The sequence below is a fragment of the Methylobacterium oryzisoli genome, assembly GCF_046557895.1.
Taxonomy (GTDB): Bacteria; Pseudomonadota; Alphaproteobacteria; order Rhizobiales; family Beijerinckiaceae; genus Methylobacterium; species Methylobacterium oryzisoli.
This window is the reverse complement of the sequence record NZ_JBKIBX010000014.1, coordinates 48,312-69,668: the sequence shown is the minus strand read 5'-3', so window position 1 is coordinate 69,668 and position 21,357 is coordinate 48,312. Positions and strand designations below refer to the sequence as shown.

The window sequence follows — 21,357 nt, the reverse complement described above, 5'->3', positions numbered from 1 at the left end:
GGGGCGGCGCCGTCCTGCGCCGCCGGGACGCCTCACGCTTTGATGCGCAGCGCGTCGACGCCCGGCAGCGGCTTGCCTTCCAGCCATTCGAGGAAGGCGCCGCCCGCCGTCGACACGTAGGTGAAGTCGCCCGCGACCCCGGCATGGTTGAGCGCCGCCACCGTGTCGCCGCCGCCCGCCACCGAGACGAGCGTGCCGGCCCGGGTGCGCTCGGCCGCGTGGCGGGCCGCCGCCACCGTGCCCTGGTCGAAGGGCGGGTACTCGAAGGCGCCGACCGGGCCGTTCCAGACCAGCGTCCTGGCGTCGTTGAGCGCCGCGGCGATCCGCTCCACCGACTGGCTGCCGATGTCGAGGATCATCCCGGCCTCGGGGATCGCGTCGATGCCGTAGGTGTGGTGGGGCGCGCCCGCCTTGAACTCCTCCGCCACCACGGCGTCCACCGGCAGGATGATCGCGCAGTTCGTCTCGCGCGCCGCCTCGATGATCCGCAGCGCCGTCCCGGCGAGGTCCTTCTCGCAGAGCGACTTGCCGACCCCGAGCCCGGTGGCGTGCACGAAGGTGTTGGCCATGCCGCCGCCGATCACCAGCGCGTCGACCTTGGCCACGAGGTTCAGCAGCAGGTCGATCTTGGTCGAGACCTTGGAGCCGCCCACGATGGCGAGCACCGGCCGGGCCGGCGCCTCCAGCCCCTTCGAGAGCGCCTCGATCTCCGCCTGCATCAGGCGCCCCGCATAGGCCGGCAGGACGTGGGCGAGACCCTCGGTCGAGGCGTGCGCCCGGTGCGAGGCCGAGAAGGCCTCGTTCACGTAGACGTCGCCGTTGGCGGCGAGCGCCCGCACGAAGTCCGGGTCGTTCTTCTCCTCGCCCGCGTGGAAGCGGGTGTTTTCCAGCATCACCACCTCGCCGTCGCGCAGCCGCGCGACGGCCGCGGCGGCGGTCTCGCCGATGCAGTCCGTCGCGAAGGCGACCGGGCGGCCGAGTTCCCGCTGCACCGCCTCGGCGACCGGGCGCAGCGATTCCGCGTCGTTCGGCTTGCCCTTCGGGCGGCCGAAATGCGCGAGCAGCACCACGCGCCCGCCGGCCTCGGCGACCTCGCGGATCGTCGGCAGCACGCGGGTGATGCGGGTCGCGTCGGTGACGCGGCCGTTGTCCATCGGAACGTTGAGGTCGACGCGCACGAGCACGCGCTTGCCCTGGAGCGCGCCGGCATCGTCGAGGGTGCGGAAACGGGTCATCGGCATCGGCCTTCTGGTCGGGAGGTCAGCGCGGCGGCAGCAGGGAGAGCAGGTTCAGGTGCTGGGCCGCGAGGGTGAGCGCCACCGTCAGCACCGCGGTGATGAGAGCGGTGAGGAGCAGCACGCCGAAGCCGGGCAGGCGCCGGGTGCGCTCGGAGACGGCCCGCACCTCGCTGCGGAGCGCCGCGAGGTCGGATTGCCGCGCCGCCTCGTTCATGCGGGTGCCGGCCTCCTCGACCCGGTCCTCGACGCGGGCGAGCAGCGACTCCGAGCGGGCGTACTTGTCCTCGATGCGCGAGGCCTTGTCCTCGATGCGCGCGAGCTGGTCGATCACGGTCTGGGGCAGGCCCGGAGCGGCGGTCGCGGCGCTCGCCGCCGGGCGGGCCGGCTCGGCGGGGGTCGGCAGCGGAGGCGGGCCCGCGGGCACCGGCATGGTGCCGGAGGTCGTGCCCGTGAGCGAGCCCGCATTGGTGCCCTGCGGGGAGCGGTTGGCGTCCGTCGCGTCGATCATGGCGGCTCCTCGGCCTCGCGCCACGAGCCGGCGCGGGTGTCTGGTGATGGGGGCGCGATCCGTCGGTCGCGGCCGCGGACTCCCTCCCGGGCAGGAGGGGCCGCGGCCGGAAACCGCCTCAGATCAGCTTCGCCATGGCCACCGCCGTGTCGGCCATGCGGTTCGAGAAGCCCCACTCGTTGTCGTACCAGGACAGCACCCGCACGAAGGTCCCGTCCAACACCTTGGTCTGGTCGATGTGGAAGGTCGAGGAATGCGGGTCGTGGTTGAAGTCGATCGAGACGTTGGGGGCCTCGGTGTAGCCGAGCACGCCCTTGAGCGGCCCGTTCGCCGCCGCCTTGATCGCCTCGTTGATCTCGGAGACCGAGGTCGCGCGCTTGGCCACGAACTTGAAGTCCACCACCGAGACGTTCGGGGTCGGCACCCGGATCGCCGTGCCGTCGAGCTTGCCGTTCAGCTCCGGCAGCACGAGGCCCACCGCCTTGGCGGCGCCCGTCGAGGTCGGGATCATCGAGAGCGCGGCGGCGCGCGCCCGGTAGAGATCCTTGTGCATCTGGTCCAGCGACGGCTGGTCGTTGGTGTAGGAGTGGATCGTGGTCATGAAGCCGCGCTCGATGCCGACCGCGTCGTTGAGCACCTTGGCCACCGGCGCGAGGCAGTTGGTGGTGCAGGAGGCGTTCGAGATCACGAGGTGGTCGGCGGTCAGCTTGTCGTGGTTGACGCCGTACACCACCGTGAGGTCGGCCCCGTCGGCCGGCGCCGAGACGATGACGCGCTTGGCGCCCGCGTCGAGATGGGCCTTGGCCTTGTCGCGCGCCGTGAAGATGCCGGTGCATTCCAGCGCGATGTCGACGCCGAGCTCGCGATGGGGCAGTTCCGCCGGGTTCCGGACCGCGGTGACGCGGATGCGCTGGCCGTCGACCACGATGGCGTCGCCCTCGATCGTGACCTCACCGGGGAAGCGGCCGTGCACGGAATCGAAGCGCAGCAGGTGGGCGTTGGTCTCGACCGGGCCGAGATCGTTGATGGCCACCACCTCGATGTCCGTGCGGCCGGCTTCCTTGATGGCCCGCAGCACGTTGCGGCCGATGCGTCCGAAGCCGTTGATGGCGACCTTGACCGTCATGACGATGACTCCCGAGAGGAAGCGGGAGCATCGAACCCCCGGTTCCGGCTGAGGGACGCGCGCGCCGCCGCACGGGCGTGCGCCGTCCTGGATGAAGGATGAGGGGTGATATGAGGCGCCGGGCCCGGGTCGGCCATCCCGCACGCGCCGGTCGGCCCTGACGGGACGGCGCGGGCGAAGGAGGCGGGAGACGTCACGGCAACCCGGGTTCTGCGGCGTGGCGCGGGCCGACATGGCCCGGCGCGAGCGCGGGCTTCCTAAACATGACGGTCTAGCCTGTCAAACCCGCGGGGCGATTGCGGGAGCGGACGGCTGCGGCTACGATTCGGGTTGGCGTATCCGGCGTGGGGGTGGACGATGACGGCAGCGGTGGAGGATGCGCTGCGCCGGCTCGAAGCGACTGTCGCCCTGCTCGAAGCCGCGGTGGCCCGGCGGCTCGATGCCGAGCGCAGCCGCGGCGACCTCGAAGCCGAACTCGACCTGATGCAGCAGGACCGTGCCCGGCTGGCGGCCGAACTCGACGGCACCCGCGTGCGGCTCTCGGAGGCGGAGGCGACGGTCGAGGAGGTCGAGCGGCGGCTGGGCCAGGCCATCGGCACCGTCGAGGGTGTGCTGACCCGCGGCGAACCCGCCGGCCGGGCCGGAGAGTGATCGGCGGACCGTCCGCGGTCCGAGCCGGATCGCCTCGGGCGAGTCGGCTCGGGATCTTGTTCTCGCATCGTTTTCGCCGCCGAGCCGGTCACCACGTCGGCGAATGATGGTGATGTTGCGTCGGGAGTTGGACATGCCTCAGGTGACGGTGAGCATCGCCGGCAAGAGCTATCGGATGGCCTGCGGCGAGGGCGAGGAGCGCCATCTCGAGGATCTGGCGCGCGGCTTCGACGCCCGCATCGACGAGATGCGCAAGGCCTTCGGCGAGATCGGCGACATGCGCCTGCACGTGATGGCGGCGCTCACCCTCTCGGACGAACTCGCCGAGACCCGGCGTCGGATCGAGGCGCTGGAGCGCGAGATCGCGGCGCAGCGCGAGGCCGCGGACGGCGCCGCGCAGGCCCGCCTCGCCGCCGAGAGCCGCCTCGCCGAAGGGCTCGGCCGCGCCGCCGAGCGGGTGGAGCAGATCGCCCGCCGCCTCTCGGGCGCCGCGCCGGGCGAGGGCTGAGTCCGGCGCTCGCCCGTCACCCGCCCGCATCAGTGTGACCCTCGGACAACGGCTCTTCGCAACCGCACAAGCTCGGCCGTTTTAAGCTTGGCTTTGCGACGGTGGCGTTTACGGCTTGGCCATTGGTTCCGCCGCACGATGCGCGGCAGTGCTTCACGCATCGATTCCCACCCCACCGACCGTCTCCCAAGAGGCCTTCATGCGCCGCTTCGCTCCCGCACTCGTCGGGCTCGTCAGCGCCGTCGCAGCGTGGGCGGCTCCCGCCGCCGCCTACGAGATCGACCCGCTCACCCGCCAGCCGCTCTCCCAGGGGCTCACCATGACGGTGCGCCCCTCCTCCGCCGCCACGGCCGCCGATCCGCTCGACGCCACCGTGCCGAAGCTCAGCCCGATCGCCCGCGAGACCGTGGCGTATGCCGGCCCCTACGGCCCCGGCACCATCGTGGTCTCCACGAGCGAGCGGCGGCTCTACTACGTGATGGGCGGCGGCCAGGCGCTGCGCTACGGCATCGGCGTCGGCCGGCCGGGCTTCACCTGGGGCGGCCAGCAGAGCATCACCATGAAGCGCGAGTGGCCGGATTGGCGCCCGCCGTCGCAGATGCTGCGCCGCCGGCCCGACCTGCCGCGCTACATGAAGGGCGGCCCCGAGAACCCGCTCGGCGCCCGCGCCATGTATCTCGGCGGCACGCTCTACCGCATCCACGGCTCGAACGAACCGGAGACGATCGGCACCGCCGTGTCGTCGGGCTGCATCCGCATGACCAACGACGACGTCATCGACCTCTACGCCCGCGCGAAGGTCGGCACCCGGGTGGTGGTGCAGCGCTGAGGCGCCGCGCCATCGCCTGACGGATCCCGGAAGGGCCGGCGCGAGCCGGCCCTTCTCGATTCCGGGCACCCGCGATCGGGGGCGGCTGCTCAGGTGCGGCGCTTGGGATCGCGAGAAAGGCCGCGCTTGGCCAGTTCGTCCTCGTAGCGCGCGAAGCGCTCGGCCTGTTCCGCGCCGAGCTCGCGCAGCAGCTGCCAGGAAAAGATCCCGGTATCGTGCATGTCGTCGAACGCCAGCCGGACCGCGTAGTTGCCGACCGGCTGGACCGACAGGATCTGCACCTCGCGCTTGCCGCCGATCCATTTGCGCTCGGAGGGCGCGTGGCCCTGCACCTCCGCCGACGGGCTCTCCACCCGCAGGTACTCGGCCGGGAGCGCGTGGGCCGCGCCGCTCGCGAAGCTCACGTGCAGAATGCGCTTGTCCTTCGACAGCCGGATCTCGGTCGGCCAGTCCTCGTCCATCTCGGTTCCTCGCCTTGAACGGCCCCGGCCTGAGAGCAACCCGGCACCACGGGCGGCGCGGCTTGCTCGCGGGCCGGCTAACCCTCATATGCAGAACGCGATGCGGCCGCGAGACGCCGCCCCGAGGAATCGATCCGCCATGTGGGGTCCCCCCGACGCTCCGATGCGCCCGGCGCCCGTCCGGCCCGCGCCGCTGATCGACCCGTTCCAGCGGGCGATCACGTATCTGCGCGTCTCGGTGACGGATCGCTGTGACCTGCGCTGCGTCTACTGCATGGCCGAGGACATGGCCTTCCTGCCCAAGCGCGACCTGCTCACGCTGGAGGAGCTGGACCGGGTCTGCACCGTGTTCGTGGAGCGCGGGGTGCGCAAGCTGCGCATCACCGGGGGCGAGCCGCTGGTGCGGCGCGACATCATGCACCTTTTTCGCGGCCTCTCGCGCCACCTCGCGAGCGGCGCGCTCGACGAATTGACCCTCACTACGAACGGCACCCGGCTCAAGCACTACGCCGCCGAGCTGGCCGATCTCGGGGTGCGCCGCATCAACGTCTCCCTCGACACCCTCGATCCGGACAAGTTCCGGGCCATCACCCGGCGGGGCGACCTGCCGGTGGTCCTCGACGGGATCGCGGCGGCGCGGGCGGCGGGCCTCAAGGTCAAGATCAACGCCGTGGCCCTCAAGGGCGTGAACGAGGACGAGATCGCCCCGATGCTCGCCTGGGCGCACGGCGAGGGCATGGACCTGACGCTGATCGAGGTCATGCCGCTCGGCGAGGTCGAGCCCGACCGCACCGACCAGTTCCTGCCCCTCTCGGTGGTGCGCGAGCGGCTGGAGGCGAACCACACGCTCACCCCCCTGCCCGACCGCACCGGCGGGCCGGCGCGCTACGTGCGCGTCGAGGAGACCGGCGGGCGCCTCGGCTTCATCACGCCGCTCACCCACAATTTCTGCGAGAGCTGCAACCGCGTGCGCCTCACCTGCACGGGCCGGCTCTACCTATGCCTGGGCCAGGAGGATGCGGCGGATCTGCGCGCGCCCTTGCGCGCCTCGCCCGACAACGCCCTGGTGGCCGACGCCATCGCGGAGGCGATCACCCGCAAGCCCAAGGGCCACGACTTCGTCATCGAGCGCGCCGCCCGCCCGGCCGTGCCGCGCCACATGAGCACGACGGGCGGCTGAGCCGCCCCGCGCGGCACGGCGACGGATTCGCCGGCCGCGATCCGGCGCCGGGCCGGCCATCCACCGCCCTCTGCGACCCCCGTTAACCGATTATTTACTCCCGCGTTGCTGCGGCCCCGCTTCCGTGTCACGACTTCTTAACGGAAGCTTAACGGGGCGGGCAGATGCGGCAGGGCAGCGGGATCCGGAGGCTCGTTCAGTCGGGCATCGCGGTGCTGGCGCTCGGGGCCGGTGCCCTCCTGCCGGCGGCCGGCCAGGCCGTCGCCCAGACCCTGGCCTCCCTCGGCACCGTGGCCCAGCCGGCGGCGATCACCGGCGAGGCCAAGCCCGTCATCGCCTGGACCGAGTTCTGCCGCCGCTACCCGGCCGAATGCGCGGTGGACGCCTCCGAGCCGGAAGTGGTCACGCTGACGCCCCGCCTCTGGCAGACGGTCGTCTCGGTCAACCGCGCGGTGAACGGCAGCAAGCGCCCGGTCACCGACCAGGAGCATTGGGGCGTGCCGGACCGCTGGGACCTCGCGGAGGACGGCTCGGGCGATTGCGAGGACTTCCAGCTGCTCAAGCGCAAGCTGCTGGCCCAGAGCGGGCTGCCGCGACGGGCGATGCGCATGACGGTGGTGATCGACGAGAAGGGCGAGGGCCACGCCGTGCTGATGCTGCGCACCGACCGCGGCGACCTGATCCTCGACAACAAGACCTCGGCCGTCCTGCCCTGGCAGCGCACCGGCTACGTCTTTATCAAGCGTGAGGCGCAGGATGCCGGCCCCTGGGTGTCGCTCGGCCGCGCGATCGGCCCCGCCGTCACCGCCAACCGCTGAACCCGGCACCGCCGGTCACGGCCGCGGCCCGCGTTGCGGCCTCCCTGGCCGCCTCGTCGGCGAGCGTCCGGCTGGCGTGGGTCCAGGGGGTGTCGAGGATCACCCGCACCGCCGGACGCGCCGGCGGCGGCGGCTCTTCCGGCCCCTCGGCGGCCGGTTCGAGGCCGGGGCGCAGCACCACCGCGTCCGCCGGGCGCCCGCCCGCCACGATCATCACGCCCACGCAGCCGGCCGCCAGCGCGCCGCCGCGCACGGCCGCCCTCCACCACGCCCACTTCATCGCTCGCACGTCCCTGTCGGCGGCCCCGGTCTGATGCCGGGGCTCGCGTGAGGTCGAGCATCGCCGCGCCCGCTTAACGGCCCGCGCGCATCGCCCGGCCGCGCGCGGCCGAGCCGCCGGATTCCTCCGCCGTGCTGAATCGATCGTCAGCGCCGTGCGGGGCGCCCTCGCTCAGTCCGAGTCCCCGTGGCGCACGCGCAGGCGCTTGACCGCGCCGCGGTTCTTCTTGGCATCGAGGCGGCGGGTCTTGGAGGCGAGCGTCGGGCGCGTCGGGCGCCGGACCTTCGGCGGCACCGCCGCCTCGCGCACGAGGTCGGCCAGACGCTCGCGCGCCTCCGCCCGGTTGCGCTCCTGGGTGCGGTGGGCCTGGGCCGTGATGACGAGGACGCCGTCGGCCGTGAGCCGCCGCCCGGCGAGCGCCATCAGCCGGATGGCGACGGCGTTCGGCAGCGAGGGCGAGCGGCGCACGTCGAAGCGCAGCTGCACCGCCGTCGCGACCTTGTTGACGTTCTGGCCGCCCGGCCCCGAGGCGCGCACGAAGCTCTCCTCCAGCTCCGCATCGTCGATCGTGATGGATGGCGTGCATTCGAGGGCCACGGGACGCGTCTCCTCGCCGGTCGGGCGGTCCGACAAGTCGGCCCGAGTGTGATGACGTCTCGCCGCGCGGCGCACAACCGGTAAGGGCCCGTCGGCGCACAGCGAGGGCGGACCGGCGTCCTCTTCCCGGCCGAGCGCGCTAAGTAGGGGACCGTGCCCGCGTCCTCCCCCGCCTTGCCGCCCACCTTGCCGCCCGCCTTCCTCGACTGGTTCGCCTCGCGCGGCTGGGAGCCCCGCCGGCACCAACTCGACCTGCTCGGTGCCGCGCAGGCGGGGCGCTCGGCGCTCCTCGTGGCGCCCACCGGCGCCGGCAAGACCCTGGCGGGCTTCCTGCCGACCCTGGTCGACCTGGCCGGCCGGAAGACATCCGCCAAGGGCGGCCTGCACACGCTCTACATCTCGCCCCTGAAGGCGCTCGCGGTCGACATCGCCCGCAACCTCGACGCGCCGGTGAGCGGCCTCGGGCTGCCCATCCGCATCGAGACCCGCACCGGCGACACCCCGGCGCACAAGCGCAGCCGCCAGATCGAGCGCCCGCCGGACATCCTGCTCACCACCCCCGAGCAATTGGCCCTGCTGCTCGCGCATCGCGAGGCCGAGACCGTCTTCGCCGGGCTCCGGCGCGTGGTGCTGGACGAACTCCACGCCCTCGTCACCTCGAAGCGCGGCGATCTCCTGGCGCTCGGTCTCGCCCGGCTGCACCGGCTGGCCCCGGGGCTCGCCGCCACCGGCCTCTCGGCCACGGTGCGCGAGCCCGAGGCCCTGCTGCGCTATCTCGTCCCGGGCGCGGCCTCGAAGGCGGATCTGATCGTCGCGGCGGGCGGGGCCAGGCCGGATCTGCGCCTCCTCGAAGCGAGCCGGCGCCTGCCGCTCGCGGGCCACACGGCGTGGCAGGCGATGCCGGCGATCTACGACCTGATCCGGCAGCACCGCACGGTGCTGGTCTTCGTCAACACCCGGCTCCAGGCCGAGTACACTTTTCAGGAATTGTGGAAGCTCAACGAGGACGCGCTGCCGATCGCGCTCCATCACGGCTCGCTCGACGCCACCCAGCGCCGTCGGGTCGAGGCCGCGATGGCGGAAGGGCGGCTGCGGGCGGTGGTCTGCACCGCCACCCTCGATCTCGGCATCGACTGGGGCGACGTCGACCTCGTGGTGAATGTCGGGGCGCCCAAGGGCGCGAGCCGGATCATGCAGCGCATCGGCCGCGCCAACCACCGCATGGACGAGCCGTCCAAGGCCTACCTCGTCCCGGCCAACCGCTTCGAGATCCTCGAATGCCGCGCGGCCCTCGACGCCGTCGAGGAGGCCGCGCAGGACACGCCGGATGCGCGCCTGGGCGCGCCCGATGTCCTCGCCCAGCACGTGCTCGGCATGGCCTGCGCGGGCGGCTTCGCGCTGGAGGATCTCTACGACGAGGTGCGCACCGCCGCGCCCTACGCGGATCTGCCCTACGAGGAGTTCGAGCAGGTCGTGGATTTCGTCGCGACCGGTGGCTACGCGCTGCGCGCCTACGAGCGCTTCGCCAAGATCCTGCGCGGGCCGGACGGGCTCTGGCGCGTGCGCGACGCCCGCACCGCCCAGCAGTACCGGATGAACATCGGCACCATCATCGAGGCGACCAAGGTCAAGGTGCGGCTCGCCCGCTCCGTGCGGGGCAAGCCCGGCACGATCCTGCCCGCGGGCGGGCGGGTGCTGGGCGAGATCGAGGAGGATTTCGCCGAGACGCTGACGGCCGGCGACACCTTCCTGTTCGCCGGCGAGGTGCTGCGCTTCGAAGGGCTGCACGAGGACGAGGCCCTGGTCACCCGCGGGCCGCCCGGCACCGACCCGGCGATCCCGAGCTATGCCGGCTCGAAATTTCCGCTCTCGACCTTCCTGGCCGCCCGCGTGCGCGACCTGATCGCCGATCCGTTCGCGTGGGACCGGCTGCCCGCGCAGGTCTCCGACTACCTGCTGCAGCAGCGCCGCCGCTCGATCCTGCCCGGCCCGCGCGACCTCCTGGTCGAAACGTTTCCGCGGGCCAAGCGCCACTACCTCACCTGCTTCCCGTTCGAGGGCCGGCTCGCCCACCAGACGCTCGGCATGCTGCTCACCCGCCGCCTGGAGCGGGCGGGCCTGCGCCCGCTCGGCTTCGCGGCGAACGATTACGGGCTCGCGATCTTCGGCACCCGCGACGTGGCCGAGCGGATCGGTCGGGAGCCGGCCTTCCTCGACCGGCTCTTCGCCGAGGACATGCTGGGCGACGATCTGGAGGCGTGGCTCGACGAATCCGCCATGATGAAGCGCACCTTCCGGCAATGCGCGGTGATCGCCGGACTGATCGAGCGCCGTCATCCGGGGCTGCGCAAGACCGGGCGGCAGGTCACGATCTCCACCGACCTGATCTACGACGTGCTGCGCAAGCACCAGCCGGACCACATGCTGCTGCGCGCCGCGCGCCAGGATGCGGCAACCGGACTCCTCGACGTGCGCCGCCTCGGCATGATGCTGTCGCGCATTCAGGGGCGAATCATCCACAAGGCGCTCGACCGCGTCTCGCCGCTCTCCGTGAACGTCATGCTCGAGATCGGGCGTGAGCGCGTCTACGGCGAGGGCGCCGACGAGATTCTGGCCGAAGCCGAGGCGGCGCTGCTCGACGAGGCGCTCGCCTGACGAAACCAAGAGCCAGCGCGCCCGGGCTCGCGAGGACGACACCACCGTGACGCCGGCCCTGAAGCTCGACAAGACCCGGAAGACCCCCGCCCTGTTCCTCGCCGGCGAAGCCCTCACCCTCGACCTGAGCGGCGCGCTGTGGCTCGAGGCCCATCGCACCCTCGTGGTCTCGGACCTGCACTTGGAGAAGGGCTCCGCCTTCGCGGCCCGCTCGGGCCAGTTCCTGCCGCCCTACGACACCCGCGAGACCCTGGCCTGCATGCACGAGGCGGTGGCCCGCTTTGACCCGGCCTGCGTGGTGGCGCTCGGCGATTCCTTCCACGATGCCGGCGGACCCGACCGGATGGATCCGGGCGACCGCGCGCTGATCGCCGCCCTGCAGGAGGGGCGCGACTGGGTCTGGATCAGCGGCAACCACGACCGCGCGGTGCAGGACGGGGTCGGCGGGCGCTTCGCGGACACGCTCGCGGTCGGCGGGCTGACGCTGCGCCACGAGCCCTCGCCGGGCGCCGCCCCCGGCGAGGTCGCGGGCCACCTGCACCCGGTCGGCAAGGTGGCGATGCGCGGGCGCGCCGTGCGCCGCCGCTGCTTCGTCACGGACGGGAGCCGCCTCGTGATGCCGGCCTTCGGCGCCTATACGGGCGGCCTCAACGTGCGAAGCCCGGCCTTCGACGCGCTGTTTTCGGATGGGCTGACCGCCCATCTCCTCGGCGACGGCCGCCTGTTCGCCATCGGCCGGGCGATGCTGGCGCGGGATTAGGACGCACGTCCGGGCGCGGGCGTCTTGTCCGGGTAGCGGCACAGATCCGCGATCGCGCAGCGCCAGCACTCGGGCTTGCGCGCCTTGCAGACGTAGCGGCCGTGCAGGATCAGCCAGTGGTGGGCGTTGAGCCGGTAGGGCTCCGGCACGATCGCCTCCAGGCCCGCCTGCACCGCGTCGGTGGTGCGGCCGGGGGCGAGCGGGATGCGGTTCGAGACCCGGAAGATGTGGGTGTCGACCGCGATGGTCGGCTCGCCGAAGGCGACGTTGAGCACCACGCTCGCGGTCTTGCGGCCGACGCCGGGCAGCACCTCCAGGGCGGCGCGCTCGCGCGGCACTGCGCCGCCGTGGCGCTCGATCAGCAGGCGCGAGAGCGCGATGACGTTCTTCGCCTTGGTGTTGAACAGCCCGATGGTGCGGATGTGGGTCCGCACCGTCTCCTCGCCGAGCGCCAGCATCGCGGCCGGGTGGTCGGCCATCGCGAAAAGGTCGCGCGTGGCGAGGTTCACGCTGCGGTCGGTGGCCTGCGCGGACAGCACCACCGCGACGAGCAGCGTGTAGGGGTTGATGTAGTCGAGGTCCGAGCGCGGCGCCGGGTTGGCGGCGGCGAGCCGCGCGAAGATCTCGGCGAGCGTCGCCGCATCGACCGGATCGGGGATCGGCTGCACCGCGGTGGGGCGCAGGGGCGCGACGAGCTCGCCCCCGGCACGGGTGGTCACGTTCGCGGGAGCCGCCGGCTTTCGTCGCTTCATAGGCGCCTTATATTGTGCGCATGCAGAGCGACAAGGCACCGGACGATCCTCCCGCGCGCCATCCCTACGGGCGCGACCCGGATGCCATCGAGCGCCCGGTTTTTTCGGCGGTGATCCGGCCGCACTGCTCGCTCGGCCGCACCGGGTTCCGGGTGGTGATGGGCTTCTGCTGCCTCGTCTCCCTGGTGACGAGCCTCGTCTTCCTGCAGAAGGGCTTTTGGCCGGTCGCCGGCTTCTTCGGCCTCGACATGCTGGCACTGTGGCTGGCGCTGCGCGTCAGCTTCCGGCGCGGGCGCTCCTTCGAGGAGGTGATGATCAGCCAGATCGAGATCCTGCTCGCCCGCGTGAGCCCCAAGGGCGAGCGGGCGGAATGGCGCTTCAACCCGCTGTGGAGCCGGCTGCACACGGTCGAGGACGACGAGTACGGGCTGCAATCGCTCGCCATCGTCTCCCGCGGGCAGCGCGTGCTCGTGGCCCGCGATGCCTCGCCGCCGGAGCGCCAGACCATCGCGGAGGGTATGACCCGCGCGCTGGCGGAGGTGAAGAAGGGGTTCTGAGGGCGTCCGCCCGGCCCTCGCGGCCGCATCGCCCGGAGGGACGCGCCAGGCCCTAGCCCAGCCACTCCCGCAGCTTGGTGAACCGGGGCCGCATCGCGCCGCCGCGCACCGCGATCCCGACCGCGCGGCGCTGCGCCACCAGCACGACGAGGCGCTTGCCCCGGGTCACGCCCGTGTAGAGCAGGTTGCGCGCCAGCATCGTGTAGTGCTGGAGCGCCACCGGGATCACCACGGCCGGGTATTCCGAGCCTTGCGCCTTGTGGATGGTGATCGCGTAGGCCGGCGAGAGGGCGTCGAGTTGGTCGAAGGGCCACGTCACCTCGCGTCCGTCGAAGCCGGCGACCAAAGTCCCCTCCTCCGGGTCGATGCGCAGCACCAGGCCGAGGTCGCCGTTGAAGACCTCGCGGTCGTAGTCGTTCTGGCCCACCATCACCCGATCGCCCGGCGCGAAGCGCCAGCCGAAGCGCTCGACGGAGGCCGCGGGCTGCGGGTTGAGCACCTGCTGGAGCGCGTGGTTGAGGTGGCGGCTGCCGAGCGCCCCGCGGGTCATCGGGCAGAGCACCTGCACGTCGCGCACCGGATCGAGGCCGAAGCGGCGCGGGATGCGCCGCGTCACGATCTCGACGAGCTTCTCCGCCCCGATCTCGGGGTCGTCGATCTCGACCACGAAGAAGTCGCCGGACGGGTCCGGGCTGCCTTGCGGCATCCGCCCCTCCTTGATCCGGTGGGCGTTGACGATGATCCGGCTCTCGGCGGCCTGGCGAAACACCTCGGTCAGGCGGGCCACCGCCACGCGCCCCGACGCGATGACGTCGGCGAGCACCTGTCCCGGGCCGACCGAGGGCAACTGGTCGACGTCGCCGACGAGCCAGAGCGCGGCGTGGCGCGGCAGGGCGCGCGTCAGGGCGTTCATCAGCGGCACGTCGATCATCGAGGCCTCGTCCACCACGAGGAGGTCGCAGCTGAGCGGGTCGTGCTCGCCGCGCTGGAAGCCGCCCCGCGACGGGTCGACTTCGAGCAGGCGGTGGAGCGTCTTCGCCTCGCGCCCGGTCTGCTCGCTCATCCGCTTGGCGGCCCGGCCGGTGGGCGCGGCGAGGAGCACGCGCGCCCCGACGGTGTCGAGCACCCGCAGCAGCGCGTCGAGGGTGCTGGTCTTGCCGACGCCGGGCCCGCCGGTGATGACCGCGACCTTGGCGGCGAGCACGCTCCGCACGGCCTCGGCCTGCGAGGGCGACAGCGTCCTGGCCGTCTGCGCCTCGACGGCGGCGAGCGCCGGCCCGGCCGCGACCTCCCCCCAGGGGAGCGGCGCCTCGTCCAGCGCGGTCAGCCGCTCGGCGATGGCCCGCTCGGCCGCGTGGAGGCCGCGCAGGAAGACGTGGGTCTCGCCCCCGATCGCGTCCGCCACCACCGCGTCGCCGCCGAGTTCCTCCACCAGCGCCGTGCGGGCGAGCGCCGGCTCGACGCCGAGAAGGTCGGCCGCCCGCGTCACGAGGTCGGGCACCGGCAGGGCGCAGTGGCCGTCATCCATGGCCGCCTGGAGCGCGTAGGCGATGCCCGCCCGCAGCCGCGCGGGCGCGGTCGGCGGCAGGCCGAGCTTGGCGGCGATGGCGTCCGCCGTGCGGAAGCCGATGCCGCGCACGTCGCGGGCGAGGCGGTAGGGGTCCTCCGTCATCACGGCGACCGACTCCGCCCCGTAGGTCTTGTAGATCCGCACCGCCCGGGCCGTGCCGACCCCGTGCGCGTGCAGGAAGATCATGATCTCGCGCACCACCTTGTGCTCGGCCCAGGCCGCCACGAGGCGCGCGGCCCGGGTCGGGCCGATGCCGGCGACCTCGATGAGGCGGTGGGGCTCGGCCTCGATCATCGCGAAGGTCTCGGCCCCGAAGGCGCGCACGATGCGCCGGGCCATCTCCGGGCCGATGCCGCGCATCTGGCCAGAGGCGAGGTAGCGCGCGATGCCCTCCTCGCCCGTGGGCGGCGTGCAGGCCAGCGTGTCGGCGCGGAATTGCAGGCCGTGGGTGCGGTCGCTCACCCAGGCACCGGTGGCGGTGATCCACTCGCCGGCCGCGACCGCGGGCGCGTGCCCGACCACGGCCACGAGGTCGCGCTTGCCCCGCGCCTTGACCTTCAGGACGCAGAAGCCGGTCTCGGAGCTGTGGAAGGTGACGCGCTCGATCGAGCCCGCGAGCGCGTCGCGCGGGGGCGCGCCGGTTTCGTGTCCGGCGGGGCGGCGTGTGGCGGCGGCGGGCATCGGGCGACGGGGGAGAGATTGGCACTTCGGCCCGCCGCCGCAAGGCCGCGCCTACCAGCCGTCCGGGATGTCCGCGGGGGGCAGCGGCGGTCCGAGGCGGCGGCGCGGCGGACCTTCCTCGTCCGGGCCCCAGTCGGGGCCGCGCCAGCCGGGGCCGCGCCAGCGCGGCGGGCCGTCGAGGGCCGGTCCCTCGTCGCAGACCCGGACCCGTCGAACCACCTCGTCGCCGTAGGGGTCGATCCGCCGCTTCACGAAGACCCGGCAGGTCTCAGTCGGGGGCACGACGCGCGGCGGCGGCACCCAGCCGGGACGGGACTCGAACCGCGGCGGAGGCGGCGGCTCCTCGTAATCCGCGGCGAGGACCGGCGCGGTCAGGATGAGCGCGGCGGCCGTCGCGGCGGCCAGGCGAACGACGCGTGACATCGGATCGATGCTCCCGGGCGGGCACCGGCCCGCCGATGCCCGATCCTCGATCCGCTCGCTTGAACCGCGACTGAAGCCGGCGTTGCCGGCCGTACAGGATCCACGGGATCAGCTCAGCTCCGCCATCTCCGGATCGATCCCGAGCTCGCCCGCCAGCCAGCGCGCGAAGGTGCGCAGCGGCGCGCGCGGCCGGTTCCCCGCCGGGAAGACGAGGTGGTGGCCGACATAGGTCACGTCGCGCGCGAGCCCCCGCAGCGGGGCGACCAGGCGGCCGCTCGCGATCTCGCGCTCGGCGAGCAGCGTCGATTCGAGAGCGACGCCGAGCCCGTCCGCGGCCGCCGCGATGGCGAGGAAGCTGCGGTCGAAGCGCACCCCGAGCGGCCGGGGCGCCGGCAGGTCGTTCTGCGCGAACCAGAGCGGCCAGCGCACGAGCTTGTTGTCGCTCTGGATCAGCACGTGGGTGAGGAGGTCTTCCGGCGCGCGGATGCGGGCCGCCCGCACGGGGTCGCAGAGCGGCGTCACGGTCTCGGTGCAGAGCGGCACCACCACCAGCCCTTCCCCGCGCGGCGGGCCGTAGACGATGTCGGCGTCGAACTCGTCGGTGGTGAAGCGCGCGTAGTCCATGCCGGCGGCGAGCCGCACCTCGAAGCCCGGATGGTCGGCGAGGAAGCGGGCGAGCCGCGGGGTGAGCCACTGCGCCGCGAAGCTCGGGGCGCAGTGCAGGCGCAGGAGCTGCGGCCCGCGCGCCGCCACGAGGTCGAGGCCGCGGTGCAGCTCCTCGAAGGCCCGCCCGACATGCTCCAGCAGCGCCTCGCCGGCGGCGGTGAGCGCCACCCCCTGCCCGGCCCGCTCGAACAGCGCGACGCCGAGGGCCTCCTCCATCTTGCGGATCGCGTGGCTCACCGCGCTCGCGGTCAGGTTCAGCTCGGCCGCCGCGGCCTTGAACGAGCGCCGCCGCGCAGCGGCCTCGAAGGACCGGACGGCGGAGAGGGGCACCCGGAGCGACATGCGCCACGATGCCGCCGACCACCCCGGATTGGCAACGGTTGGACCCCGCGAGGGGCGGGACAAGCCGGGCAGATCGCGCTATGCGGACGGCAGAGACCCGAGGAGCCCGATGAGCACCGACACCGCGCGCCCCGACGCCATCCGGCACGATTGGACCGTCGCCGAGATCCAGGCGATCCACGACCTGCCGCTCCTCGACCTCGTGCACCGGGCGGCCGGCGTGCATCGCGCCCATCACGACCCGGCCGACATCCAGCGCGCGAGCCTGCTCTCGATCAAGACCGGCGGCTGCCCGGAGGATTGCGCCTACTGCCCGCAATCGGCCCACCACAAGGAGGCGGGTCTCGGCCGCCAGCGCCTGATGCCGGTGGAGACCGTGCTGCGCGAGGCCGCCGCCGCCAAGGCGGCGGGCGCGACCCGCTTCTGCATGGGCGCCGCGTGGCGCCAGCCGAAGGACGGGCCCGAATTCGACGCAGTGCTGGCGATGGTGCGCGGCGTGCGCGGGCTCGGGATGGAGGCCTGCGTGACGCTGGGCATGCTCACGCCCTCGCAGGCCGAGCGCCTCGCCGCGGCCGGCCTCACCGCCTACAACCACAACCTCGATACCGGGCCGGATTTCTACGGCGACATCATCTCGACGCGCACCTACGCGGACCGGCTCGACACCCTGCAGGCGGTGCGCGATGCCGGGATCGGCGTCTGCTGCGGCGGCATCATCGGCATGGGCGAGGGCGTGCAGGACCGCGCCGCGATGCTGCAGGTGCTGGCCAACCACGCGCCGCACCCCGAGAGCGTACCGATCAACGCCCTCGTGGCGGTGGAGGGCACCCCGCTCCAGGACCGCCCCCCGGTCGACCCCCTCGACCTCGTGCGCATGTGCGCCACCGCCCGCATCGTGATGCCCAAGGCCCGGGTGCGCCTGAGCGCGGGCCGCCGGGCGCTCACCCGCGAGGCGCAGGTGCTGTGCTTCCTCGCCGGCGCCAACTCGATCTTCTACGGCGAGCGGCTGCTCACCACCGCCAACAACGAGGCCGACGCGGACGCCCAGCTCCTGCGCGACATCGGCGTGCCGGTGCCGGAGGTGGTGGGCCTGGAGGCGGCCGAGTAGCGCCCGCCTCCTGCCCCGGGGTGCGCTTCGGGCCGCCGCGCGTTATCCTGGCGCGGCGTTCAGGAGCGAGCAGCGGATGACGGGGCCGAGACATCCAGGATTGACGATCGGGCTCGTCGGCGCGCTCTTCGTCATGGCCGCCTCGTCGGCCTCGGCGCAGTGGTGGGGCGGAGAGGACGCCGCCCAGCCGCCGCGCCGCCAGGACCCCTACGGGTACGGCTCCCGCAGCCGCGGCTACGGTGAGGATCCGTACGGCCGGCAGGGCTACCGGCGCGCCCCCGCGCCCGAGCCGCAGCGCGACGGGTTCCGCTGGCCCTGGGAGCCGCAGCAGCCGCAGCAGGCCCAGCCGGCTCCGGCCCCGGCCCCGAGCTACGGCGGCGGTTACCGTACGCCGCGCCCGCGGCTGCGCGAGGCCCCGGTCCGCGAATCCTATCGCAGCCACGAGGGACGCTCGGTGCAGCGGCCGAAGCCCCGCCCGGCGGCGCCGGTGGCGGCCGCGCCGGCCGCCAAGCCCAAGACCAACCCGACGACGCAGATCGCGGTCTTTGGCGATTCGCTCGCCGACCTCCTCGGCAAGGGGCTGGAATCCGCCTACGAGGCGAACGGCGACGTGCTGGTGATCCGCCGCGCCCGCGGCGACAGCGGCCTCGTGCGCAAGGACGTGGTCGACTGGCCGAAGGCCGCCGAGGAGTACCTGGCCGCCAACCCCAAGCTGACCTACGCGGTCGTGATGATCGGCGCCAACGACCGCCAGTCCCTGCGCGACGGCGACCAGTCGCTGGAGGCGCTCGGCGACCGCTGGCGCACCCTCTACCGCGACCGGGTCGACGCGCTCCTCAAGGTGTTCACGGACGCCAAGGTGCCGGTGATCTGGGTCGGCGTGCCGCCGATGAAGAGCGAGTCCTTCTCGGCCGACCTCAGCTCGATCAACGAGATCTACCGCGACCGGGTGCAGCGCGCGGGCGGCATCTACGTCGACATCTGGCCGGCCTTCGCGGACGAGCAGAACCGCTACGCGGCGACCGGCCCGGACCTCGAAGGCCAGTCGGCGCGGCTGCGCACCGCCGACGGGGTGCACTTCACCCAGGCGGGCGCCCGCAAGGCCGCGCACTTCGCGGATGTCGAGATCAAGCGGCTGATGGAGGCGCGCGGCGTCCTGCCGAGCGTGCCGGACGCCGTGGCGGCCACCCCGCCGCCCGCCTCCGGCGAGGCCGGGCAGCCGCGCCTCGACGACGATGCGGCCATCGACCGGCTCATCACCGCGATGCTGCCGAGCCTGCCGGAGCCGCCCGGCATCCCGGCGCTGCCGGTCAAGCCGGCGGCCGGACCGGTGGTGCCGCTCACCCGCAACGAGGTGTCGCCGAACGGCCAGCTCCTCAGCGGCCGTCCGCGGGTCGACGGCGATGCGGGCTACACCGTCGAGCGCAGCCTCACCCGCGGCGCCCCCGCCACCCCGCAGCCGGGCCGGGCCGACGATTTCCGCTGGCCGCGGAGCTGAGACGCCTCCCCTGGCCGCCTCCCCTTGCCGCCTCAGAGCGGCAGGGTCGTCGCGCCCATCAGGGCCTCGTCGATGGCGCGGGCCGCCTGACGCCCCTCGCGGATCGCCCAGACCACCAGCGACTGGCCGCGGCGCATGTCGCCCGCCACCCAGACCTTGTCGTTCGAGGTGCGGTAGGAGACCTCGTCCGCCTGGACGTTGCCGCGGCGGTCGCGCGCGACGCCCGATTCCTCCAGCAGGCCCGGCGAGACCGGACCGGAGAAGCCGAGCGCCACGAAGACGAGGTCGGCCGGGAGCAGGAACTCGGTGCCGGCCAGCGGCTGGCGCTTCTCGTCCACGCGGGCGCAGATGACGCCCTTCACCTTGCCCTTCTTGCCCTCGATGCGCAGGGTCGCGGCCTGGAACTCGCGCTCGGCGCCCTCCGCCTGGCTCGACGACACGCGCATCTTGGTCGCCCAGTAGGGCCACACGGCGAGCTTGTCCTCGCGCTCCGGCGGACGCGGGCGGATGTCGAGCTGCGTCACCGAGAGGGCGCCCTGCCGGAAGGCCGTGCCGATGCAGTCCGAGGCGGTGTCGCCGCCGCCGATCACCACCACGTTCTTGCCGGCCGCCAGGATCGGCGTCTCGCCCGCCAACACCTCGTCCTCCGATCCGACCCGGCGGTTCGACTGCACGAGGTAGGGCATGGCGTAGTGCACGCCCTCGAGGTCCTGGCCCGGCAGCTTCGGGTCGCGCGGGTCCTCGGCGCCGCCCGCGAACAGCACCGCGTCGAACTCGTTGTGCAGGCTCGCGAAGGAGCGGGTGACGCCGACATTGACCCCGTAGTGGAACTGCACGCCTTCGGCCTCCATCTGCCGCACGCGGCGGTCGATGTGGCGCTTCTCCATCTTGAAGTCCGGGATGCCGTAGCGGAGCAGGCCGCCGGCCCGCGGCTCGCGCTCGAACACGTGGACGTCGTGGCCGACCCGGGCGAGCTGCTGGGCGGCGGCGAGGCCCGCCGGCCCGGAGCCGATGATCGCCACCGTCTTGCCTGTCTTCGCCTGCGGCGGTTCGGGCACCACCCAGCCCATGCTCCAGGCCTTGTCGGCGATCGCCTGCTCGATGGTCTTGATGGTGACCGGCTGGTTCTCGAGGTTGAGCGTACAGGCCTCCTCGCAGGGCGCCGGACAGATGCGGCCGGTGAACTCCGGAAAATTGTTCGTGGAGTGGAGATTGCGCGAGGCTTCTTCCCAATCCGCGTTGAAGACGAGGTCGTTCCAGTCCGGGATCTGGTTGTGGACCGGGCAGCCGGTCGGCCCGTGGCAGAACGGGATGCCGCAATCCATGCAGCGCGCCGCCTGCTTCTTCAGGTCGTGCTCGTCGAGCGGCAGCGTGAATTCGAGGAAGTGCCGCACGCGATCGCCGGCGAGCTGATACTTCTGCTCCTGGCGGTCGTATTCGAGGAAGCCTGTGACCTTGCCCATCGGAAGAACTCGAAGTCTGGAACGAAGAACGGGCCGGTGCGAACCTTGAGGGAGCCCGGCGCGGCGATTTAGGTCGCGCGCGGCAGGCCGAGGGCCTGCATGCAACGCGTGAGCCAGCCCCGCACGGCCGGCCTTGTGTCGAGGCTGAACCCGCCCTCGTCGGCGAATTGCGTATAGGCGAACAGGGCGACGTCCGCGATGGTGAAGCCGTCGCCCGCGAACCACTCCGCGGCGACCAAGCGTCGCTCCATCAGGTCGAGGGCCGCCTCTCCGCCCGCCACCTTCCGCGGGTCGCGGGTCTCGGCCGGCTCGCCCCGGTAGCGCATGTGGAAGCGGCAGACCGCGATCGTCGGCTCGTGGCTGTACTGCTCCCAAAAAAGCCACTCGTCGATCTTGGCCTGGGTCCACGGATCCTCGGGCAGCAGCGCGCTGCCGCGGGCGAGGTGGCGGATGATCGCGTTCGACTGCGCGAGGCAGCGCCCGTCCGCGAATTCCACCCCGGGCACCTGCCCGGCGGGAAAGCGGGCGAGGTACTCGGGCGTGCGGCTCTCCCCCCGCATGATGTCGATCGGCACCCAGGTGTAGGACAGGCCGAGATGATCGGCGACGTACTTCACCTTCAGGCAATTGCCCGACTTGTCGTCGCCGTAGATCTGCACCGCCGGAATCTCCCTGCTTCGCAAGCG

22 protein-coding genes are annotated in these 21,357 nt (G+C 72.9%); 10 read left to right on the top strand and 12 right to left on the bottom strand.

The genetic code is table 11. The features are described from left to right. Window positions 1-32: 32 nt before the first annotated feature. From ACKUB9_RS15490 to gap, 3 genes are all read right to left on the bottom strand, one after another. Complete coding sequence (locus ACKUB9_RS15490; RefSeq protein ID WP_407523378.1) at window positions 33-1,235, bottom strand: phosphoglycerate kinase; 1,203 nt, start codon at window positions 1,233-1,235, stop codon at window positions 33-35. 25 nt (window positions 1,236-1,260) lie between these two features. Further along, window positions 1,261-1,746, bottom strand: coding sequence for a hypothetical protein (locus ACKUB9_RS15485; RefSeq protein ID WP_407523381.1), 486 nt, complete (start codon window positions 1,744-1,746; stop codon window positions 1,261-1,263). A gap of 118 nt (window positions 1,747-1,864) precedes the next feature. Further along, on the bottom strand, window positions 1,865-2,872 hold the full coding sequence (gene gap / locus ACKUB9_RS15480; RefSeq protein ID WP_407523384.1) for a type I glyceraldehyde-3-phosphate dehydrogenase: 1,008 nt from the start codon (window positions 2,870-2,872) through the stop codon (window positions 1,865-1,867). A 357-nt stretch (window positions 2,873-3,229) separates the two neighbouring features. Between gap and ACKUB9_RS15475 the strand changes: the two genes are divergently transcribed. The 3 genes from ACKUB9_RS15475 (at window position 3,230) to ACKUB9_RS15465 (ending at window position 4,860) form a co-directional block, all read left to right on the top strand. Continuing rightward, entirely contained in the window at window positions 3,230-3,523 is a 294-nt protein-coding gene (locus ACKUB9_RS15475; RefSeq protein ID WP_407523387.1) for a DUF4164 family protein, read from the top strand. A gap of 133 nt (window positions 3,524-3,656) precedes the next feature. Beyond that, the gene (locus ACKUB9_RS15470; protein ID WP_407523389.1) at window positions 3,657-4,031 is read left to right on the top strand and encodes a cell division protein ZapA; all 375 of its coding nucleotides are present in this window, start codon (window positions 3,657-3,659) and stop codon (window positions 4,029-4,031) included. Window positions 4,032-4,230: 199 nt separating this feature from the next. Further along, window positions 4,231-4,860: a L,D-transpeptidase gene (locus tag ACKUB9_RS15465; RefSeq protein ID WP_407523392.1), complete on the top strand. Its 630-nt coding sequence runs from the start codon at window positions 4,231-4,233 to the stop codon at window positions 4,858-4,860. Window positions 4,861-4,949: 89 nt separating this feature from the next. On the opposite strand, the gene ACKUB9_RS15460 is transcribed toward ACKUB9_RS15465, so the two are convergent. Next, window positions 4,950-5,321, bottom strand: coding sequence for a gamma-butyrobetaine hydroxylase family protein (locus ACKUB9_RS15460; protein WP_407523395.1), 372 nt, complete (start codon window positions 5,319-5,321; stop codon window positions 4,950-4,952). 139 nt (window positions 5,322-5,460) lie between these two features. Between ACKUB9_RS15460 and moaA the strand changes: the two genes are divergently transcribed. Both moaA and ACKUB9_RS15450 read left to right on the top strand, forming a co-directional pair. Then, window positions 5,461-6,501, top strand: coding sequence for a GTP 3',8-cyclase MoaA (gene moaA, locus ACKUB9_RS15455; protein WP_407523398.1), 1,041 nt, complete (start codon window positions 5,461-5,463; stop codon window positions 6,499-6,501). 164 nt (window positions 6,502-6,665) lie between these two features. Next, window positions 6,666-7,319 carry a transglutaminase-like cysteine peptidase gene (locus ACKUB9_RS15450; protein ID WP_407523401.1) on the top strand — a complete coding sequence of 218 codons (654 nt, stop codon included), beginning with the start codon at window positions 6,666-6,668 and terminating at the stop codon, window positions 7,317-7,319. Here the strand turns inward: ACKUB9_RS15450 and ACKUB9_RS15445 are convergent. Together ACKUB9_RS15445 and arfB are read right to left on the bottom strand one after the other, a co-directional pair. Further along, window positions 7,303-7,599 carry a hypothetical protein gene (locus tag ACKUB9_RS15445; RefSeq protein WP_407523403.1) on the bottom strand — a complete coding sequence of 99 codons (297 nt, stop codon included), beginning with the start codon at window positions 7,597-7,599 and terminating at the stop codon, window positions 7,303-7,305. The genes ACKUB9_RS15450 and ACKUB9_RS15445 overlap by 17 nt on opposite strands. 171 nt (window positions 7,600-7,770) lie before the next feature. Beyond that, entirely contained in the window at window positions 7,771-8,196 is a 426-nt protein-coding gene (gene arfB, locus ACKUB9_RS15440; RefSeq protein WP_407523406.1) for an alternative ribosome rescue aminoacyl-tRNA hydrolase ArfB, read from the bottom strand. A 153-nt stretch (window positions 8,197-8,349) separates the two neighbouring features. Between arfB and ACKUB9_RS15435 the strand changes: the two genes are divergently transcribed. Then, entirely contained in the window at window positions 8,350-10,851 is a 2,502-nt protein-coding gene (locus ACKUB9_RS15435; RefSeq protein WP_407523409.1) for a ligase-associated DNA damage response DEXH box helicase, read from the top strand. Window positions 10,852-10,897: 46 nt separating this feature from the next. After that, the gene (pdeM, locus tag ACKUB9_RS15430) at window positions 10,898-11,611 is read left to right on the top strand and encodes a ligase-associated DNA damage response endonuclease PdeM (protein ID WP_407523411.1); all 714 of its coding nucleotides are present in this window, start codon (window positions 10,898-10,900) and stop codon (window positions 11,609-11,611) included. Here the strand turns inward: pdeM and nth are convergent. Then, complete coding sequence (gene nth, locus ACKUB9_RS15425) at window positions 11,608-12,363, bottom strand: endonuclease III (RefSeq protein WP_407523413.1); 756 nt, start codon at window positions 12,361-12,363, stop codon at window positions 11,608-11,610. The genes pdeM and nth overlap by 4 nt on opposite strands. A 20-nt stretch (window positions 12,364-12,383) precedes the next feature. On the opposite strand from nth, the gene ACKUB9_RS15420 reads away from it, so the two are divergent. Beyond that, complete coding sequence (locus tag ACKUB9_RS15420; RefSeq protein ID WP_407523416.1) at window positions 12,384-12,920, top strand: DUF2244 domain-containing protein; 537 nt, start codon at window positions 12,384-12,386, stop codon at window positions 12,918-12,920. Window positions 12,921-12,972: 52 nt separating this feature from the next. On the opposite strand, the gene recD2 is transcribed toward ACKUB9_RS15420, so the two are convergent. The 3 genes from recD2 to ACKUB9_RS15405 all read right to left on the bottom strand — a co-directional run bounded on the left by recD2 (window position 12,973) and on the right by ACKUB9_RS15405 (window position 16,602). Then, window positions 12,973-15,171, bottom strand: a complete 2,199-nt coding sequence (gene recD2, locus ACKUB9_RS15415) for an SF1B family DNA helicase RecD2 (protein ID WP_407523419.1) — start codon at window positions 15,169-15,171, stop codon at window positions 12,973-12,975. Between the two features lie 51 nt (window positions 15,172-15,222). Beyond that, window positions 15,223-15,594 carry a hypothetical protein gene (locus ACKUB9_RS15410; protein ID WP_407523422.1) on the bottom strand — a complete coding sequence of 124 codons (372 nt, stop codon included), beginning with the start codon at window positions 15,592-15,594 and terminating at the stop codon, window positions 15,223-15,225. Window positions 15,595-15,702: 108 nt separating this feature from the next. Next, a complete protein-coding gene (locus ACKUB9_RS15405; protein WP_407523425.1) occupies window positions 15,703-16,602 on the bottom strand; it encodes a LysR substrate-binding domain-containing protein in 900 nt (299 codons plus the stop codon). 109 nt (window positions 16,603-16,711) lie between these two features. Between ACKUB9_RS15405 and bioB the strand changes: the two genes are divergently transcribed. Further along, the gene (gene bioB / locus ACKUB9_RS15400) at window positions 16,712-17,710 is read left to right on the top strand and encodes a biotin synthase BioB (RefSeq protein ID WP_407523427.1); all 999 of its coding nucleotides are present in this window, start codon (window positions 16,712-16,714) and stop codon (window positions 17,708-17,710) included. A 76-nt stretch (window positions 17,711-17,786) separates the two neighbouring features. Continuing rightward, entirely contained in the window at window positions 17,787-19,208 is a 1,422-nt protein-coding gene (locus tag ACKUB9_RS15395) for a DUF459 domain-containing protein (protein WP_407523429.1), read from the top strand. A gap of 32 nt (window positions 19,209-19,240) precedes the next feature. Here the strand turns inward: ACKUB9_RS15395 and ACKUB9_RS15390 are convergent, their stop codons facing one another. Both ACKUB9_RS15390 and ACKUB9_RS15385 read right to left on the bottom strand, forming a co-directional pair. Next, complete coding sequence (locus tag ACKUB9_RS15390) at window positions 19,241-20,671, bottom strand: glutamate synthase subunit beta (RefSeq protein ID WP_407523432.1); 1,431 nt, start codon at window positions 20,669-20,671, stop codon at window positions 19,241-19,243. Window positions 20,672-20,739: 68 nt separating this feature from the next. Next, entirely contained in the window at window positions 20,740-21,330 is a 591-nt protein-coding gene (locus ACKUB9_RS15385) for a glutathione S-transferase family protein (protein ID WP_407523435.1), read from the bottom strand. Window positions 21,331-21,357 lie beyond the last annotated feature (27 nt).

What these genes read in the sequence shown, in the direction of transcription:
- ACKUB9_RS15490 (WP_407523378.1), bottom strand. Translation starts at nt 1,235, where the DNA reads ATGACCCGTTTCCGCACCCTCGACGATGCCGGCGCGCTCCAGGGCAAG.
- ACKUB9_RS15485 (WP_407523381.1), bottom strand. Translation starts at nt 1,746, where the DNA reads ATGATCGACGCGACGGACGCCAACCGCTCCCCGCAGGGCACCAATGCG.
- gap (WP_407523384.1), bottom strand. Translation starts at nt 2,872, where the DNA reads ATGACGGTCAAGGTCGCCATCAACGGCTTCGGACGCATCGGCCGCAAC.
- ACKUB9_RS15475 (WP_407523387.1), top strand. Translation starts at nt 3,230, where the DNA reads ATGACGGCAGCGGTGGAGGATGCGCTGCGCCGGCTCGAAGCGACTGTC.
- ACKUB9_RS15470 (WP_407523389.1), top strand. Translation starts at nt 3,657, where the DNA reads ATGCCTCAGGTGACGGTGAGCATCGCCGGCAAGAGCTATCGGATGGCC.
- ACKUB9_RS15465 (WP_407523392.1), top strand. Translation starts at nt 4,231, where the DNA reads ATGCGCCGCTTCGCTCCCGCACTCGTCGGGCTCGTCAGCGCCGTCGCA.
- ACKUB9_RS15460 (WP_407523395.1), bottom strand. Translation starts at nt 5,321, where the DNA reads ATGGACGAGGACTGGCCGACCGAGATCCGGCTGTCGAAGGACAAGCGC.
- moaA (WP_407523398.1), top strand. Translation starts at nt 5,461, where the DNA reads ATGTGGGGTCCCCCCGACGCTCCGATGCGCCCGGCGCCCGTCCGGCCC.
- ACKUB9_RS15450 (WP_407523401.1), top strand. Translation starts at nt 6,666, where the DNA reads ATGCGGCAGGGCAGCGGGATCCGGAGGCTCGTTCAGTCGGGCATCGCG.
- ACKUB9_RS15445 (WP_407523403.1), bottom strand. Translation starts at nt 7,599, where the DNA reads ATGAAGTGGGCGTGGTGGAGGGCGGCCGTGCGCGGCGGCGCGCTGGCG.
- nth (WP_407523413.1), bottom strand. Translation starts at nt 12,363, where the DNA reads ATGAAGCGACGAAAGCCGGCGGCTCCCGCGAACGTGACCACCCGTGCC.
- ACKUB9_RS15420 (WP_407523416.1), top strand. Translation starts at nt 12,384, where the DNA reads ATGCAGAGCGACAAGGCACCGGACGATCCTCCCGCGCGCCATCCCTAC.
- recD2 (WP_407523419.1), bottom strand. Translation starts at nt 15,171, where the DNA reads ATGCCCGCCGCCGCCACACGCCGCCCCGCCGGACACGAAACCGGCGCG.
- ACKUB9_RS15410 (WP_407523422.1), bottom strand. Translation starts at nt 15,594, where the DNA reads ATGTCACGCGTCGTTCGCCTGGCCGCCGCGACGGCCGCCGCGCTCATC.
- ACKUB9_RS15405 (WP_407523425.1), bottom strand. Translation starts at nt 16,602, where the DNA reads ATGTCGCTCCGGGTGCCCCTCTCCGCCGTCCGGTCCTTCGAGGCCGCT.
- bioB (WP_407523427.1), top strand. Translation starts at nt 16,712, where the DNA reads ATGAGCACCGACACCGCGCGCCCCGACGCCATCCGGCACGATTGGACC.
- ACKUB9_RS15395 (WP_407523429.1), top strand. Translation starts at nt 17,787, where the DNA reads ATGACGGGGCCGAGACATCCAGGATTGACGATCGGGCTCGTCGGCGCG.
- ACKUB9_RS15390 (WP_407523432.1), bottom strand. Translation starts at nt 20,671, where the DNA reads ATGGGCAAGGTCACAGGCTTCCTCGAATACGACCGCCAGGAGCAGAAG.